This window comes from Sphingomonas asaccharolytica NBRC 15499, from assembly GCF_001598355.1.
Lineage (GTDB): Bacteria > Pseudomonadota > Alphaproteobacteria > Sphingomonadales > Sphingomonadaceae > Sphingomonas > Sphingomonas asaccharolytica.
On record NZ_BCYU01000015.1, the window covers coordinates 21,255 to 37,309 of the forward strand.

14 protein-coding genes are annotated in these 16,055 nt (G+C 63.6%); 8 read left to right on the plus strand and 6 right to left on the minus strand.

Features of this window, described 5'->3' with window-relative positions; all coding sequences use genetic code 11:
- The first annotated feature begins 108 nt into the window (after positions 1 to 108).
- From SAS01S_RS05925 to SAS01S_RS05945, 5 genes are all read left to right on the plus strand, one after another.
- Positions 109 to 1,413, plus strand: a complete 1,305-nt coding sequence (locus SAS01S_RS05925; protein WP_066806179.1) for an MFS transporter — start codon at positions 109 to 111, stop codon at positions 1,411 to 1,413.
- Positions 1,410 to 2,330: a cysteine synthase A gene (gene cysK, locus SAS01S_RS05930; RefSeq protein ID WP_066806180.1), complete on the plus strand. Its 921-nt coding sequence runs from the start codon at positions 1,410 to 1,412 to the stop codon at positions 2,328 to 2,330. The genes SAS01S_RS05925 and cysK overlap by 4 nt, the downstream gene beginning before the upstream one ends.
- Before the next feature lie 138 nt (positions 2,331 to 2,468).
- Complete coding sequence (locus tag SAS01S_RS05935; protein ID WP_245656763.1) at positions 2,469 to 3,872, plus strand: cell wall hydrolase; 1,404 nt, start codon at positions 2,469 to 2,471, stop codon at positions 3,870 to 3,872.
- A 273-nt stretch (positions 3,873 to 4,145) separates the two neighbouring features.
- Entirely contained in the window at positions 4,146 to 5,645 is a 1,500-nt protein-coding gene (locus tag SAS01S_RS05940) for an ArnT family glycosyltransferase (RefSeq protein ID WP_169804901.1), read from the plus strand.
- Between the two features lie 626 nt (positions 5,646 to 6,271).
- A complete protein-coding gene (locus tag SAS01S_RS05945) occupies positions 6,272 to 7,339 on the plus strand; it encodes a hypothetical protein (protein ID WP_169804902.1) in 1,068 nt (355 codons plus the stop codon).
- On the opposite strand, the gene SAS01S_RS05950 is transcribed toward SAS01S_RS05945, so the two are convergent.
- From SAS01S_RS05950 to hisI, 4 genes are all read right to left on the minus strand, one after another.
- Positions 7,234 to 9,048: an acyl-CoA dehydrogenase C-terminal domain-containing protein gene (locus tag SAS01S_RS05950; protein ID WP_066806184.1), complete on the minus strand. Its 1,815-nt coding sequence runs from the start codon at positions 9,046 to 9,048 to the stop codon at positions 7,234 to 7,236. The two genes, SAS01S_RS05945 and SAS01S_RS05950, sit on opposite strands and share 106 nt — an antisense overlap.
- Before the next feature lie 2 nt (positions 9,049 to 9,050).
- Positions 9,051 to 9,479, minus strand: a complete 429-nt coding sequence (locus SAS01S_RS05955; protein WP_066806185.1) for a MerR family transcriptional regulator — start codon at positions 9,477 to 9,479, stop codon at positions 9,051 to 9,053.
- A 47-nt stretch (positions 9,480 to 9,526) separates the two neighbouring features.
- Positions 9,527 to 10,021: a hypothetical protein gene (locus tag SAS01S_RS05960; RefSeq protein WP_245656764.1), complete on the minus strand. Its 495-nt coding sequence runs from the start codon at positions 10,019 to 10,021 to the stop codon at positions 9,527 to 9,529.
- 104 nt (positions 10,022 to 10,125) lie between these two features.
- The gene (gene hisI, locus SAS01S_RS05965; RefSeq protein ID WP_066806187.1) at positions 10,126 to 10,488 is read right to left on the minus strand and encodes a phosphoribosyl-AMP cyclohydrolase; all 363 of its coding nucleotides are present in this window, start codon (positions 10,486 to 10,488) and stop codon (positions 10,126 to 10,128) included.
- Between the two features lie 142 nt (positions 10,489 to 10,630).
- Between hisI and purF the strand changes: the two genes are divergently transcribed.
- From purF to SAS01S_RS05980, 3 genes are all read left to right on the plus strand, one after another.
- Positions 10,631 to 12,088 carry an amidophosphoribosyltransferase gene (gene purF / locus SAS01S_RS05970; protein ID WP_066806188.1) on the plus strand — a complete coding sequence of 486 codons (1,458 nt, stop codon included), beginning with the start codon at positions 10,631 to 10,633 and terminating at the stop codon, positions 12,086 to 12,088.
- A gap of 1 nt (position 12,089) precedes the next feature.
- A complete protein-coding gene (locus SAS01S_RS05975) occupies positions 12,090 to 12,797 on the plus strand; it encodes an SDR family NAD(P)-dependent oxidoreductase (protein WP_066806190.1) in 708 nt (235 codons plus the stop codon).
- Between the two features lie 83 nt (positions 12,798 to 12,880).
- The gene (locus SAS01S_RS05980) at positions 12,881 to 13,201 is read left to right on the plus strand and encodes a GIY-YIG nuclease family protein (RefSeq protein WP_066806192.1); all 321 of its coding nucleotides are present in this window, start codon (positions 12,881 to 12,883) and stop codon (positions 13,199 to 13,201) included.
- Between the two features lie 110 nt (positions 13,202 to 13,311).
- Here the strand turns inward: SAS01S_RS05980 and SAS01S_RS05985 are convergent, their stop codons facing one another.
- Together SAS01S_RS05985 and SAS01S_RS05990 are read right to left on the minus strand one after the other, a co-directional pair.
- On the minus strand, positions 13,312 to 14,538 hold the full coding sequence (locus tag SAS01S_RS05985; protein WP_066806193.1) for a class I SAM-dependent methyltransferase: 1,227 nt from the start codon (positions 14,536 to 14,538) through the stop codon (positions 13,312 to 13,314).
- A 50-nt stretch (positions 14,539 to 14,588) separates the two neighbouring features.
- Entirely contained in the window at positions 14,589 to 15,962 is a 1,374-nt protein-coding gene (locus SAS01S_RS05990; RefSeq protein WP_066806195.1) for a cryptochrome/photolyase family protein, read from the minus strand.
- Positions 15,963 to 16,055: the final 93 nt, after the last annotated feature.

The window sequence follows — 16,055 nt, forward strand, 5'->3', positions numbered from 1 at the left end:
ACGTTTTCAATCGTGCGCTGCGCGATTGTCGATCCGTACGATAACTTCATAACCAACAAGCAACGCCACGGTTGCGGAATACGGCGCGCTCCGCCTAAGGCGAGCCAGATGTTCCCCGCCGACCATCCCTTCCGCATCGCCAATTTTCGCGCCTATTGGTTGTCGCGTTTCGCCGGCACCGTCGCGCTTTCGGCCATGTCGATCATCATTGGCTGGCAGGTTTATAGCATCGCGCGAGACGTTCATCACCTGAGCATCAAGGACGCAACTTTCCTGCTCGGCATGATCGGGGTGGCGCAGTTTGTGCCGCTGTTCCTGCTGACGCCGATCGTCGGCCTGGTCGCCGATACGTTCGACCGCCGCTGGATCGTGCGGCTCACCACGGCGCTGCTGGTGATGACGACTGTGATGCTCGGCACGTTGACGTGGCTTCACGCGCTGAGCCTGCCGATGCTGTTCCTCGCCGCCGTGATGATCGGCTTGGCGCGTGCCTTCTCTGGTCCGGCTTATTCCGCCCTCGCCCCCAACCTGGTCCCGCGCGAGGTGCTCCCGACCGCGATCGCGGTAAGCTCGATCGCCTGGCAGGTCGGCGTGATAATCGGCCCGAGCTTGGGCGGCTTCCTCTACGCGATTCACCCTGATGCCGCCTACGGCACGTCGACCGCACTCTTTCTCATCGCGCTGGCGATGATTTTCCTGATCGGCAAGGTGCCCCAGCCGCAAGCGCAAGCCGATCATCGCCCGCTTCACCGCATCGTCGAGGGGTTCCGCTACGTCCGCAACAACCGCCTAGTGCTCGCATCGATCACGCTCGACCTCTTCGCGGTCATGCTTGCCGGCGCGACTGCCCTGCTACCAGTGTTCGCGCGCGACATTCTGCATGTTGGCAGTCAAGGATTGGGATTGCTCGCGGCTGGTATGGGAATCGGCGCGACCTCGACCGCATTGTTCTTCTCCTTCCGTCCGATGAAGACCAATGTCGGGCTCAAGATGCTGATCGCGGTCGTGGTATTCGGGCTCGGTATCCTGACCTTCGGCACCGCGCATCTGACCCTGCCGAGCCACGCTTTCTATCTTGCACTCGCTGGTCTGATCGTCGCGGGCTGCGCCGATATGGTATCGGTCTATGTCCGCTCGTCGTTGATCCAGCTCCACACGCCCGACGCGATGCGGGGACGCGTCTCCGCGGTATCGCAGCTGACCATCTCGGCATCCAACGAACTTGGCGACGCGGAGAGCGGCCTGCTTGGCTCGCTTTTGGGGCCGGTCGGCGCAGTGGCGTTCGGCGGCGTCGGCGCGATCGTCATTACCATCCTCTGGGCGCGCGTCTTTCCCGAACTCAGGCTTGCAAAGTCGTTCGACCCGCCCGAAATCCTCGAAAGTGCCCCCGAACACGGAGTGATACAGCCATGAAGGCCAACACCATCCTGGAAACGATCGGCAACACCCCGCACATCCGCGTCCAGCGACTGTTCCCGGATAGCGAAGTGTGGATCAAATCCGAGCGCTCCAACCCCGGCGGGTCAATCAAGGACCGCATCGCCCTGAGCATGGTCGAGGCGGCCGAACGCGACGGCAAGCTCAAGCCCGGTGGCACGATCATCGAGCCGACCAGCGGCAATACCGGTGTCGGCCTGGCAATGGTCGCCGCGGTCAAGGGCTACAAGATCGTCCTGGTGATGCCCGAATCGATGTCGATCGAGCGCCGCCGCCTGATGCTCGCTTATGGCGCGACCTTCGACCTCACGCCGCGCGAAAAGGGCATGAAGGGTGCGATCGAGCGCGCGCTCGAACTGATCGAGCAGACGCCCAATTCATGGATGCCGCAACAATTCGAAAACCCTGCGAACATCGACGTGCACGTCCATACAACAGCCCAGGAAATCCTCAACGATTTCGCCGATTCGCCGATCGATGTGCTGATCACCGGGGTCGGTACCGGCGGACACATTACCGGCGTCGCCGAGACGCTGAAAAAGAGCTGGCCGAACCTCAAAGTCTATGCGGTCGAACCCGACGCCTCGCCGGTCATTTCGGGCGGTCAGCCGGGACCGCACCCGATCCAGGGGATCGGCGCGGGCTTCATCCCTGCCAATCTCCATACCCAGGCACTCGACGGTGTGATCAAAGTGGATGCTGGTGTCGCCAAGGACATGGCGCGCCGCGCGGCGCGGGAGGAAGGCATGCTGGTCGGGATCAGTTCGGGCGCGACGCTCGCCGCGATCCTGCAGAAACTGCCCGACCTTCCCGCCGGCACGCGCGTGCTCGGGTTCAATTACGACACCGGCGAACGCTATCTGTCGGTGCCGGATTTCCTGCCCGAAAGCTGAGCGGTTTGGAGCAAGAAAGACCCGTTTCGGGGGAACAAATCCGGCCTTCGGGGTTTTGGCAGCGAACGCTTTGCGCTAAAGGCCTGCGCCCGCGCGGTTTCGCGCAGGTGCGTGCGCGCCTCCTCCACAGGTAGAAATTTGATCGATTCGCCGACCCGTTCCCCCTCGCTCGCGCTGCGCCTGACCCTGGGCGTGGTGGCGATCCTGCTGGTCGCGGTTCCGGTCGCGATCGTCACGATGATGCCACACGTGCGCCCGGTTCCGAAAGGCGTGACTGTCTTGCCGCAGCGCGTCGTCCCCCCGACCGAATTGCCGCCGGTCGAGCCCGTCCAGTTCCAGTCGGTCGATCCCAATGACGCCAAGGCGTTCAACGCCAACGTCCCCTTCTCGGCATTGCCCAATCCCGCCGCCCGCCCGTTCATCTTTTCCGGTTCGACCGATGCACGGCTGCGCGCGGTCGATTGTCTGGCCGTCGCCCAACTCTACGAAGCGGGCGACGATACCGAGGGCGAACGCGCGGTGGCGCAGGTTGTACTCAACCGCGTCCGCCATCCGGCCTTCCCCAAATCGGTGTGCGGCGTGGTGTTCCAGGGATCTGACCGCAGCACCGGGTGTCAGTTCAGTTTTTCATGCGACGGCGCGCTGACCCGCTGGCGCCCCAGCCCTGCAGCCTGGAAGCGCGCGCGCGACGTGGCTATCGCGGCATTGAACGGCTCGGTTTACGCCAAGGTCGGCTACGCAACGCATTACCACACCGATTGGGTCGTGCCCTATTGGAGCGCGAGCCTCGACAAGATCGCGGCGGTCAAGACGCATCTGTTCTTCCGCTGGACTGGCTGGTGGGGAACGCCCGCTGCCTTCCTCAAGACGGTTTCGGGATCCGAGCCGAACATCGCCGCCTTGGGCGGCCTATCGAGCGCGCATGTCGGCGAGGTCGATGTCGCCAACGTCAATCCCGCCGAGATAGAAGGCGCCCCGACCGTCGGCGAAGCGACCGGCTCGCCCTTGTCGATCGATCCCAACAGCTTCCTCGTCACGCTTGATGCCCGCGCCGGTGCGGATTCCTTTCCGGCGGTGGCGACCAAGGCGTGCGGCGCGCGCGATTATTGCAAGCTGATGGCGTGGACCGACAAGGCGCACACCCCGGCCAATTTGCCGCTTGGTCAGGCGCAGATCGCGACGATGTCGTTCAGCTATCTGCGCGACAAGGCGCACGGCTATGAAAAGGCGTTGTGGAACTGCGCGCAATTCAAGCGCGCGTCCAAGGGCGAGTGCATGAAGCTGCAGGTGCTGGGCTTGCCGCAGACGACGGCGCCAGCGCCGGGCACGCGCCCTCTCACCCCGCCGCCAGTGACCGGCACGACGCCGGGCAAGCCGGGCGCGGCGCCGTCGACCATGACCTTCTCGGTGAAACCGACTGCGGCGACCGTGCCTGATGGGTTGAACGGTGTCCGCCGCAAGCCGACCGATGCTGCTCCGGCGCCCAAAGCGGCCGCGACGCCGGCACCACGCCCGACCGCCTCGCTTCCCGAGCGGCCCTAACCCTTACCCTCGCCAGTGCTGCCCGATCGCGGCCGCGCATTGAATCGCCTCGCTTATCGATGAACGCGCGGCGGCTGGCCCCTCGCCCGGAACATCGAGCACCTCCCAGCCATTTCACCCCGAGAATGATGTTGGACGCGATCCGCTACGTCATTCCTGTTGGGGCGTCATGAACGACGCGGCGATGGAGCAGGCATCGCCGTGGGCGCAAGTTGCTTATGTCAGGGCCCATTGGGAATGCATGATCTAACGTCGACCATAGAATCGTTTCGCGTGCGGCCGATAAAAGCCGATCGAAGCTATGCGGCTCTGTTCATTGCCTTCGCCATCGTTCTGGCCGAATTATCGTTATTCTATCGTCCGGCCGGGTTCGCCGGCGGTCCGAGCGACGATCAGCAATATCTCGACATTGCACTAAGCTGGTACGCGCACGGCCCGCAGATCGGCACTTCGCATTGGGCTCTGCGTCACCCGCTGATCCTATCGATCACCGGCATCTTCCAGTTATTCGGCCCGTCGATCGACTCGCTACTGCTTGTGCCACAATTGTTCTACGCGTTGTTCGTTGGCGTCACGGTGTCGACGATATTGCGACTGGCTGGACCACGCGCAGCGGCGCTCTGGCTGGTGCTGGTGATCCTGTCGCCCGTGATCCACGCCATGGGCACCAGTTGCTATCCCGAAATGCTCGAACTCGCGTTCGGCGCGACATCGATCTGGGCGTTCCTCAATGCTCGGCGTTCGGCCGGCGGCTCCATGCTTGGTTGGGCGATGCTCTCAGGCCTGATGCTTGGCTGCGCAGTGCTGACGCGAGAGACGGCGGCGTTCGTGCTGTTGTTCTATATTTGGGCGTTCCTGCGTGACCCGGCAATGCCGCGCCGTGCCTATCTCTTGCTCGCCCTCGGCGTCGCTTTGCCGCTGCTGGTCGACAATGCCTGGTTATGGGCGATGACGGGCGATCCGCTCTATCGCCTGCACGTCGACAAGCATCACGTCCTCATCGCCAGCGATCATATGGTCGGCAAGACCTATAATGGCAGTCCGTTCTTCAACCCCGATCTGGCCAGCCGCTGGATCCCGGCGGGGCCGACCCGCCTGCATTGGGCGATCAATCCGCTGGGCGACTTCCTGATCGATCCGGCGTTCGGCTTCGTCGTCCTGGGATGGGCCTTGAGCGCGCTGCCGTTCTTTCGCGATCGAGCGATTCCCCGGCCCCCGATATCGACCCTGTTGCTATTGCTGCTCGCCGTCGCCAGCTATGTGATCGTCACCTGGGTGTTCACGCTCAGGCCCCAGCCACGCTATTATCTGTTCGTAATAGCCGCCGCGACGATCGGCTTCGCGCTCTATCTCGACGCGGCGCTCGCGATCCCCAGGCTGCGACGGCGCGTATCGATCTTGCTCGGCCTGGTGCTGCTGGGCGGAGGCGTAACCATCGCGGTCGCGCCCGACCAAGGCTGGCAAGCTAAGCTTGTCGTGCCCTATATGGCTGCGCATCCCGGACAATATAGTGCAGAGGATCATATCGTCGGTAGAGCATCCTATCCGCTGGCGCGGCTGGGTATGGCCGGCAAATTGACCACGGTCGAACCGATGGTGGGCGGATATCGTTTCCGCCAGATCAGCAGCGCGATGTTCGACGGCTCTGCGCCGTTCCCGCATGATCCCGGTTATCGCGAGATCGCCTTTCTCGACCGTCCCTCGCCATGGCTGCTGTTGCTGATACGCCCGCATTTCCGCACCGCACTTCTGGTCGAGCAACGGGTCCGCTAGCGAACTACCTTCTCTCGCGTGGGGTCGAGGGTTGAACAGACGAAACGCACCCGCAACCGCAAGCGATCGCTGGACAAGTCGCGCTGACTATGCTGCCCATGGGCTCATCTCCCTGGCGGACATGGACACCTTAGTTGCAGGCGAAATTCGATCGGCGATCCTTTGTCGCGATGACCGGAATGTTAGCGCTCCCTGTGCGGGGATGGGCAGCGCAGCAATCGACAATCACCATCGGCGCGCCCGGGTTCGAGGGTGTAACGGTCCCGGAGGATTTCCTCGGCCTGAGCTACGAGACACCACAGCTCTACAACAGTGCATTTTTCGCGCCCGGTAACGGCGCGCTGATCGACGCATTCCGCGGGATCGCACCGCACGGCGTGCTACGTTTTGGCGGTTCGCTTAGCGCCTATAGCCGGTGGCGGCGACCCGGTGTCGATTTCGGTAGCGTGAAGGAGGAAGCTGCGATCGCCGCTCAAGGCAATTGGGAATGGAAGCTGCTCGATCCGCCGCTCGCGCGTCCCTTCGCTGGCGCGATCACACCCAAAACGCTGTGGGCGCTGAGGGGATTTCTCGACGCGACCGGTTGGCAATGCATTTACGGTCTCAATTTTGGCTCCGGCACGATTGTGCGCGCCGTCGACGAAGCCGACCATGTCCATCGCATTCTCGGCCAGCGTCTGCTGTGCTTCCAGCTGGGCAATGAGGCCGATTTCTGGGCCGGCAATCCCCTTCTGCGCAGCAAGGATTATTCCTTGGACATTTATTGGGACGAGTATCGGTCCTTTGTCCGGGCAATCCGCGCGCGGGTTCCGAACGCGCCCTTTGCCGGCCCGGACGTGGCGATCAATCTTGAGTGGCTGGCGCGGTTCGCGGAGCTTGCGCGTGGCGATGCGCTATTCTGCAGCGCCCATTATTACGGCATGGGACCGGCTTCGGACCCTCGGATGGATGCCCGAAAGCTTCTCACCAACGGCAATGATAAGCTGGCGCAGGAGATGGCAGCGGTAAAACAGATCGCGACGCGGACAGGGATGCGGTTCCGTATGACGGAAGGTAATTCCTGCTTCGGCGGCGGCAAGGCGGGCGTCAGCGACGCTTTCGCGTCGGCGCTCTGGGGATATGATTACGCTTTGCAGACCGCGAGCGCGGGCTATCTCGGCATCAATCTGCATGGTGGCGGCGAAGGCCTCTATACGCCGATCGCATCGAGCCCGTCGGGCCAAGAGCTGCGCCCCGCTGCATTACGGCATGGCGTCGTTCGCGCCGTTCCTGGGCAAGCGCCTACGAGCTTGCCCGATCGCCGAAGCGCTGAATGCGACCGCCTATCTGGCCGAAAGCGGCGGAACGCGGCTGCTGGCGATCGTCAACAAGTCCGACACGCCTCTTGCGATCCGGCTCGCCGACATGCTGGGCCTCTCGACCATGCCGAGTTCCGGACGCCTGCTTTCGGCGCCTGCATTCGACGACAAGGCGCATACCCGGATCGAACCGATCGCGCAGAACAGCGCGTCCCTGCCGACGGTTCCGCCTTATTCGGCGCTTACGCTGCGCTGGGACCGACCGGTCTGATTAGCCCCACGGCGGCCGCTCAAGCCGCAGCGAACATCTCCGGCGGCAAGGCCATCAGCGCCTCGGCCCCGCTTTCGATCTTGCGCCGCAACGCGCCGGCGTCGGGCATGATGCGCTCGGCATAATAACGCGCGGTCGTCAGCTTGGCGTCGAGGAACGCGGCCCCAAACTGATCTGGGCCTTCCCCCGCCGCCTTCAGCTTCACCGCTGCTGCCGCCATCCGCAACCACATCAGGCCGACTGCGACGATGCCCATCAGATGCATGTAGCTGTGCGCACCCGCGCCGACATTGTTGGGGTTGGTCATGCCGTTCTGCAGGAACCACATCGTTGCGGCCTGGAGTTCGCCATTGGCCTTTTCCAGTCGCGCCGCGAAATCGGCGGTTGCCGGATCGCTCTTCGCTGCCGCGACTTCCTCGCCAACCACCCTGAACAGCGTCTGCACCGCACGACCACCATTGGCGGCGAGCTTGCGGCCAACCAGGTCCATCGCCTGCACGCCGTTGGTGCCTTCGTAGATCATCGCGATGCGGGCATCGCGGACATATTGCTCCATCCCCCATTCGCGGATGTAGCCGTGCCCGCCATAGACCTGCTGCGCGTTGGTCGCGATGTCGTAACCCTTGTCGGTGCCATAGCCCTTGATCACCGGGGTCAACAGCCCGACCAGATCGGCGGCGAGCAGCCTTTCCTCCTCGCCCACCGCGGCATGTTCGAGATCGACCTGAAGCGCGCCCCATAGACAGAGCGCGCGCAAACCCTCGGTCAGCGCCTTGGCGTCCATCAGCATGCGACGGACGTCGGCGTGAACGAACAACGGATCGGCCTTTTCGCCGGGTTCGGCCGGGCCAGTCAGCGCCCGGCCCTGACGGCGATCATGCGCATATTGGACGGCGTTCTGATAGGCGGTCTCGGCGACGGCGAGGCCCTGTAGTCCAACACCCAGCCGTGCGGCGTTCATCATGATGAACATCGCGGCCAGGCCCTTCATCTCGTCGCCGACCAGCCAGCTCTTCGCGCCGTCATAATTCATCACGCAGGTCGAATTGCCGTGAATACCCATTTTGTGTTCGATCGACCCACAGCTGACCGCATTACGCTCGCCGAGCGAGCCATCCTCGTTGACGAGAATCTTCGGCACCACGAACAGCGAAATGCCCTTCGAACTGTCAGGCGCGCCCGGCGTCTTGGCCAGCACCAGGTGGATGATGTTGCTGGTCAGATCGTGCTCGCCACCGGAAATGAAGATCTTGGTCCCGGTGATCGCATAAGAGCCGTCGGCCTGCGGTTCCGCCTTGGTGCGGATCAGCCCCAGATCGGTACCGCATTGCGGCTCGGTGAGGTTCATCGTGGCGCCCCACTCGCCTGACACCATCTTCGGCAGATATTTCTGCTGCTGCTCGGGGCTTCCCTTGGTCAGGAGAGCAGCGATCGCGCCATGAGTCAGACCGGGATACATGGCGAATGCCATATTCGACGAGATCATGAACTCCTGAAACGCGGTGGACACGACATGCGGCATTTCCTGCCCGCCGAACGCCGCCGGAGCGCTAAGCGTGCCCCAGCCCGATTCAACGAACTGCTGATAGGCTTCCTTGAACCCCTTGGGCGTCGTCACGCTGCCGTCGTCGTGGCGAGTACAGCCCTCGAGATCGCCCGACTGGTTGAGCGGGAACAGTACCTCGGCAACGAACCGCCCACCTTCTTCGAGCACCGCGTCGACCGTCTCGGGCGTCGCGTTCTCGAACCCCGGTAAATTGGCGTAGCGCTCAATCCCGAGCACATGATCGAGCACGAAGCGCGTATCGCGCACCGGGGGCGTGTATTGCGGCATGGTCAGTCCTTCTGATGATCGGCGCGCGAGCCTTGTTCGAGCAGCGCGATGAAGTCGTTGAGTTCGGCGATGGCGGCGTCGATGTCGCGCTTTTGCTGGTGGAGCAGGCCAACCCGGTCCCTGCAGCGGTCGATCGTGCGCTCGCGCTGGGTGCGGCGGCCGTCGCCGACGTCGTACAAATCGATCAGTTCGCGGATCTCGATCAGCGAAAAGCCGACCCGCTTGCCGCGCAGGATCCAGGCCAGCCGGGCGCGATCGCGATGCGAATAGATGCGCTGGGTGCCGCGCCGCTCGGGCGAGATCAGCCCTTCATCCTCATAGAAACGCAGCGCGCGCGCCGTGACGCCGAATTCGGCGGACAGATCGGAAATGGTGAAGCTATGCCGGTCGTGGAGCGGCTCGATCGGGGCATAGGACGGGACCCAGGGCATGACCCTTTTTACTCCCGCTTGACGTTAACGTCAAAGGGGTCGTGCGGTCATTTGCCGGGCGCGCAGAGCATCCTGCCCTTGCCGTCGCGCAAGGCCCCGGCCTCGGACGGCGAATCGCTCATCCGTTCAACGTTGAGGCCTGTCAGCGACGCGCGCGAGGAGCATGCTTTCTGGCAGGCATCGGGCAAGCGACCGGGGAAGAGAATGCGATCGCCCTCGAACCTCGCGTCGAAATCGCAGCCGGGAGCGTTGGCGAGTTCGACATGCAGCGTCTCGCCGGCGCGGGTCGCCTCGCCCTGCCCGCTGCAATAATAGGTCTCGCCGTAATCGACATAGATGCCGATGCGGAACGCGGTCGCGCTTGGCACCACGCAGATGCGGTCGCGATCGCGCGTGTAGAGCCCGGTGGGATCGGTATTGGCGGGATCGGCGATGATACCGGCTTCGATCGCGGCAGCTTCGAGACTGGTGGGAGTTGAGGATGCCTGTGGCAGCGGCTTGCTAGCGGAACACGCACTCAACAGCGCTACAAGCAAAACCATCATCCCGGCCCTGTGCCGGGATCCGCGTCTCCACTCGCGACGGTGTTGGTTGTTGCTCGACAGACCCCGGCATAAGGCCGAAGTGACGGCGGATAGGGCCAAGCTCACTCCAGTCGCTCCAGCCCATCCTTCGTAACCCGCCGATAAAAACACGATTGCTCGCCGGTATGACACGCCGGCCCCGCCGGATCGACGATCAGCCATACCGCATCCTGGTCGCAATCGATCCGGATGTCGCGCACCCGCATCACGTTCCCCGACGTCGCGCCCTTGCGCCACAATTCGCCGCGGCTGCGCGACCAGAACACCGCCTCGCCGCCGTCGACCGTCGCCGCCAGTGCCTCGGCGTTCATATGCGCGAGCATCAATACTTCGCCCGAATCGCCATCGGTGACCAATGCGGTGATCAGCCCATCGGCACCCCATTTCGGATCGAGCGTCAGCCCGGTTTCGCGCGAGTCGGTCATGCCCCTCCCCTAGCGCGGCGCCGCGATCCGACAAAATCGGCACAAGGCGTATGACAAATACGCGACAAACCCGGCAGGCGTCACTATATGGCCGAGCGCCACAGCAGCACGGATCCTAGGGTCCGCACTGAGTACGGACACCATGCTGACCACGAATCCTTTCGACGACGACAAGCTCCGCGAGGAGTGCGGCATTTTCGGCGTGTCCGATGCGGACGGCGCAGCCGCGCTCGTTGCGCTGGGCCTCCATGCCCTCCAGCATCGCGGGCAGGAAGCCGCCGGCATCACCAGTTGGGACGGCAAGCATTTCCACAGCCACCGCGCGATGGGACATGTCGCGGGCAATTTCGACAAGGACGAGATCATGGGCGGGCTGCGCGGGCAAACCGCCTGCGGCCATGTCCGCTACTCGACCACCGGCGAAACCGCACTCAGGAACGTCCAGCCGCTTTATGCGGAACTCGCCAGCGGCGGCTTCGCGGTCGCACATAACGGCAACATTTCCAACGCCTTCCGGCTGCGCAACGACCTTGTCCAGCGCGGCGCGATCTTCCAATCGACCAGCGATACCGAAGTCATCATCCACCTTGTCGCGACCAGCTCGTACCGCGACCCGCTCGACAAGTTCGTCGACGCCTTGCGCCGCGTCGAGGGTGCCTATTCGCTGATCGTATTGACCCCGACCGGTATGATGGCGTGCCGCGACCCGCTCGGCATCCGCCCGCTGGTGATGGGCAAATTGGGCGAGTCGATCATTTTCGCGTCGGAGACAGTGGCGCTCGACGTGGTCGGGGCGGAATTCGTCCGCTCGGTCGATCCGGGCGAGCTGATCATCATCGAGGACGGCAAGCTGCGCTCGCTGCGCCCTTTCGGCCAGACCGCGCCGCGCCCGTGCATCTTCGAATGGGTCTATTTCTCGCGCCCCGATTCGATCGCCGGCGACCAATCGGTCTATTCCGTCAGGAAAGCGATCGGCGCGCAGCTCGCGATCGAATCGCCGGTCGAGGCCGATCTGGTCATTCCGGTGCCCGATTCGGGCGTCCCCGCGGCGATCGGCTACGCCCAGCAATCGGGTATCCCGTTCGAGCTCGGCATCATCCGGTCGCATTATGTCGGCCGCACCTTCATCCAACCGGGCGCCGAAGTTCGTCGCCTGGGCGTGAAGCTCAAGCACAATGCCAACCGCGCGCTGATCAAGGACAAGTCGGTCATCCTGGTCGACGATTCGATCGTCCGCGGCACCACCAGCCTCAAGATCGTCGAGATGATGCGCGAGGCTGGCGCGCGTGAAGTGCATATGCGCATCGCCTCTCCGCCGACCACGCATTCCTGCTTCTACGGCGTCGATACGCCCGAGCGGGAGAAACTGCTCGCGTCGCGCTATTCGGTGCCCGGCATGACCGACTTCATCCATGCGGACAGCCTGGCCTTCGTGTCGATCGACGGCCTGTATAAAGCGCTGGGCGAGACCGGGCGCAACGGCCCCGCGCCCAAATATTGCGACGCCTGCTTTACCGGCGATTATCCGACGGTGCTGACCGATTACAGCGACGCGCATATGGACGAGCAACTCGCTCTTCACCCCGAAGCCGCGGAATAACATGACGAAAAGATTTGACGGCCAGCTCGCGCTGGTGACCGGCGCGAGCCGTGGGATCGGCGCCGCCACCGCCAAGGCGCTCGCCGCGGAAGGCGCGCACGTGATCCTGACCGCGCGGACCCCCGGCGCGCTCGAACAAGTCGAGGAAGCGATCCACGCCGCCGGCGGCACCGCGACGATCGCGCCGCTCGACCTGATCGAGACCGACAGCATCGCCCGCCTGGCAAGCGCGGTTGCGGAACGCTGGGGCACGCTCGACATTCTCGTGCTCAATGCCGCGACCCTCGGTTCGCTGTCGGCCGTGCAAGCGATCGACGCCAAGGAATTCGCCAAGGTGATGACGCTCAACGTCAGCGCGCAACAGGCATTGCTCGCCGCGTTCGACGCGCCACTGCGCAAATCGGAGCGTGCGCGCGTAATCGGGATCACGTCGAAGGTGGGCCGCCAGCCGCGCGCCTTCTGGGGCGCATACGGTGCGTCCAAGGCGGCGTTCGAGACCTTGCTCCAGGCTTATGGCGAGGAAGTCGAGGGGATCAGCAACATCCGCGTCGCCCTGCTCGACCCCGGCGCCACCCGAACCGCGATGCGCGAGCGGGCCTATCCTGGTGAGGATCCAGCCAGCGTCAAGCTGCCAGAGGTGGTGGCGGGCAAGATCGTGGAGCTTGTCGCGAGCGACTTCACGTCTGGGCATATCGAGCGGGTCGACTGACCACCGCCTTCAAAATTCGGACAAAATACCCCTTCCAACACCGTCACCCCGGCCTTGTGCCGGGGTCCGCCGAGCGGCAATCTATGCCGGTGCAGATCGAGCGAACACCCTGCGTCTACCTTCTGGCGAAGGCTTATCACAGCACGCTCTACACGGGCGTGACCTCAAACCTCGTCGGGCGGATTATACATCATCGCGAAGGCGCGTTCGACGGCTTCACCAAACGTTACGGCATCTATCGACTGGTCTGGTATCTGACTGACGATACGATGGAGGCTGTCATCAAGCGCGAGAAACAAATCAAACGGTGGCGACGCGAATATAAATATAATCTAATCGAAGAGCTCAATCCGACCTGGAATGACCTTGCGGTTGGGCTCGGCCTTCCACCTCTGGCGCCATGAGGTGCTGCCCGGCAGACCCCGGCACAAGGCCGGGGTGACGGTGTAGTGGTGGCTGTCTTCATCCCAACCTCAGCTCTCAATGGCGGACGCGAGGACGCGAGACCTTTTCATCACCCCTCCTTGACCAGCGTCACCTGCGCCACGTCGATGCCCCCGCCGCGAAATCCACCCTCACAGTACATTAAATAAAAACGCCACAAGCCGATGAAATGCTTGTCGAACCTTTCTGGCAATTTGCCCGCCGCGACAACTGCGTCGAAGGCCTCGCGCCAGCGCTTCAAGGTCTCGGCATAATCCAGCCCGAAAGCATGGCGGTCACGCCACGCCAGCCCTAGTTTCTCCGCCAAAGCGCGGAACCGGCTTTCGGACAACAGCATCCCGCCCGGAAAGACGTAGCGCTGGATGAAATCGACGTTGCGGGCATAGCCTTCGTACATCGCATCATCGATCGCGATATATTGGATGGCGGCACGTCCCCCCGCCTTCAGCGCACGCGCGATTGCGGCGAGATAGTCGGGCCAATATTCCTCGCCGACCGCCTCGACCATCTCTATGCTCGCGACACCGTCGAACGTTCCGCTGACGTCGCGATAGTCGATCAGTTCGACCTCGACCCCGTCGAGCCCCTGCCGCGCCATCCGCGCTTCGGCATAGGTCTTCTGCTCGGTTGACAGCGTGATGCCGTGAACGCCGATGCCCGCTTTCGCCGCGGTCTCGGCGAACGATCCCCAGCCGCACCCGATCTCGAGGATGCGGTCGCCGGGATTGGTCGCGGTGCGATCGAGAATGGCCTTGAGCTTGACGTGTTGTGCGTTCTCGAGGCTTTGGCCAGGCGCGTCGAACATCGCGCTCGAATAGGTCATCGTCGGGTCGAGCCACAATGCGTAGAACTCGTTGCCCAGATCGTAATGCTCGTGGATGTTCCGCCGCGCGCCAGCGCGATCGTTGCGATGTGCCTTGTGCCACAGCCGGCGAAGCAGCCGCGACAGGCCGTGCGCGCGCCCTGTGCCGGCAAGGCCATGGCGATTGAGCGAAAAGACCTCGAATAGCGCCACCGGGTCGGGGCTTTCCCATTCGCCGGCCGCCCAAGCCTCGTACCAGCCCGACGACCCGCCGGTCACCAGCCGCCATAGCGCCCGCCAGCTCGTGAGGATGACGACCGCCTCGGGGCCTGGCCTGCGGCCGCCAAGCCGCGTGGGCGCCCCGCCTTCGGGCAGCGAAACGGTGATAGCGCCCTGATCGAGGCACTTGTCGATATGCGCTAGCAAGGGCCGCCCGATCAAAGAGAACGGTTCCCTGCGGCTGCGCTGCCCCCGGTCAATTGTCGGCGCATCCATAGGCTATCTCAAAGCACGTCATGCGCGGTTCGCCAAGCGATTCGGGCAGATCATCGCACCTTTTTTCCCGCCGCCAAGGCCCGATCGCGCGCCTCGCGATGACCGATTAGCTTTGGGGGATAGCCGTTGGGACGGCAGCCCGCCGCTTGGGGATCGTGGACAACGGGATCGGGGATGCCGGTCAATTCGGGCACCCATTCGCGGATATAGGCGCCCGCGTCGAACTTCTCCGATTGCGCGAGCGGCGCCATGATCCGCCCCCACATATTGGCGTCGATGCCGGTACCGGCGACCCATTGCCAGTTGACCGAATTGTTGCCGTAATCGGCGTCGACCAGCGTGTCCCAAAACCAGCGCTCGCCTTCTCGCCAGTCGATCAGCAGGTGCTTGATCAGGAACGACGCCGCGATCATCCGCACGCGATTGTGCATCCAGCCGGTCGCCCAGAGCTGGCGCATGCCGGCATCCACGATCGGATAGCCGGTCTCGCCGCGCTGCCATGCCCGCAAATCGTCCTTGGCCGCCCTCCCCGAGCGCCAGGGAAGATCATCGAAACGCTCACGACCGTTCTTGGCACCATAATCGGGCAATTGCAGAATCACGTTCTGGGCATAATCGCGCCAGGCAAGCTCGCTTAGGAAGACCTGGGTCGAGCCACCCCTCCCTGCCATGCGATGCCAGACATAGCCTGGCGACACCTCGCCGAAATGGAGATGCGGCGACAAGCGCGAACTGCCCTCAATCGACGGCAGGTTGCGCGTGTCGTCGTAGCGCGCGACGTCATCGACGAAATCGTCGACCCGGTCATGCGCGCCCGCCTCGCCCGGTGTCCATTCCTTCGCAAAACCCGTTGCCCAATCGGGCTTGGTCGGCAGCAGATGCCAATCGACTAGGTCATCGCTTGCCGGCCAGGAGGCAGGCGCCGGAATTTCGTCAGGCCGGTGCAGCGGATGTGGCGGCGGCATGACGTCACGCAACGCGCGCCAGAACGGCGTGTAGATCTTGTAAGGCGCGCCGCTCCCGCTCGTGATCGATCCGGGCGGCGCGAGATAATTGCCGTTGTGGCAGACGAGATCGAGCTGCCGCGCCACCGCGCGCTCGGCGTTGCGCCACCATGGCTCGTAATGGCGAATAGCGTGAACGGTGCCGGCGCCGACCTCTTGCGCGACCTTGGCCAGCTCCTCATCGCATTTCCCGCGTCGCAGGATCAGCCGCGATCCCATCTCGCGCAGTGATTGGTCGAGCATCTTCAAACTGTGATGCAACCACCAGCGTGAGGCGGCACCCATTTTGCGATGCTTGGGCGTCTCGTCGTCGAGCACGTAGACCGGAACGACCGGTCCGTCGTGTATCGCCGCGGCCAGCGCCGGCTGATCGGCAAGCCTGAGGTCCTGGCGAAGCCAGATGATGGTTGGCGCGGTCATGCCGGCGAAGTCAGGATATAGTTGTTCACACGGAGGCGCGGAGGCGCGAAGTGAGTTTCCCAGCGTGGCATGACGCTACAACGCCATCTTTCT

Bases quoted from the DNA above. Each gene is read 5' to 3' on its own strand.
- SAS01S_RS05925 (WP_066806179.1), top strand. From the start codon at position 109: ATGTTCCCCGCCGACCATCCCTTCCGCATCGCCAATTTTCGCGCCTAT.
- cysK (WP_066806180.1), top strand. From the start codon at position 1,410: ATGAAGGCCAACACCATCCTGGAAACGATCGGCAACACCCCGCACATC.
- SAS01S_RS05950 (WP_066806184.1), bottom strand. From the start codon at position 9,048: ATGCCGCAATACACGCCCCCGGTGCGCGATACGCGCTTCGTGCTCGAT.
- SAS01S_RS05955 (WP_066806185.1), bottom strand. From the start codon at position 9,479: ATGCCCTGGGTCCCGTCCTATGCCCCGATCGAGCCGCTCCACGACCGG.
- SAS01S_RS05960 (WP_245656764.1), bottom strand. From the start codon at position 10,021: ATGGTTTTGCTTGTAGCGCTGTTGAGTGCGTGTTCCGCTAGCAAGCCG.
- hisI (WP_066806187.1), bottom strand. From the start codon at position 10,488: ATGACCGACTCGCGCGAAACCGGGCTGACGCTCGATCCGAAATGGGGT.
- purF (WP_066806188.1), top strand. From the start codon at position 10,631: ATGCTGACCACGAATCCTTTCGACGACGACAAGCTCCGCGAGGAGTGC.
- SAS01S_RS05975 (WP_066806190.1), top strand. From the start codon at position 12,090: ATGACGAAAAGATTTGACGGCCAGCTCGCGCTGGTGACCGGCGCGAGC.
- SAS01S_RS05980 (WP_066806192.1), top strand. From the start codon at position 12,881: ATGCCGGTGCAGATCGAGCGAACACCCTGCGTCTACCTTCTGGCGAAG.
- SAS01S_RS05985 (WP_066806193.1), bottom strand. From the start codon at position 14,538: ATGGATGCGCCGACAATTGACCGGGGGCAGCGCAGCCGCAGGGAACCG.
- SAS01S_RS05990 (WP_066806195.1), bottom strand. From the start codon at position 15,962: ATGACCGCGCCAACCATCATCTGGCTTCGCCAGGACCTCAGGCTTGCC.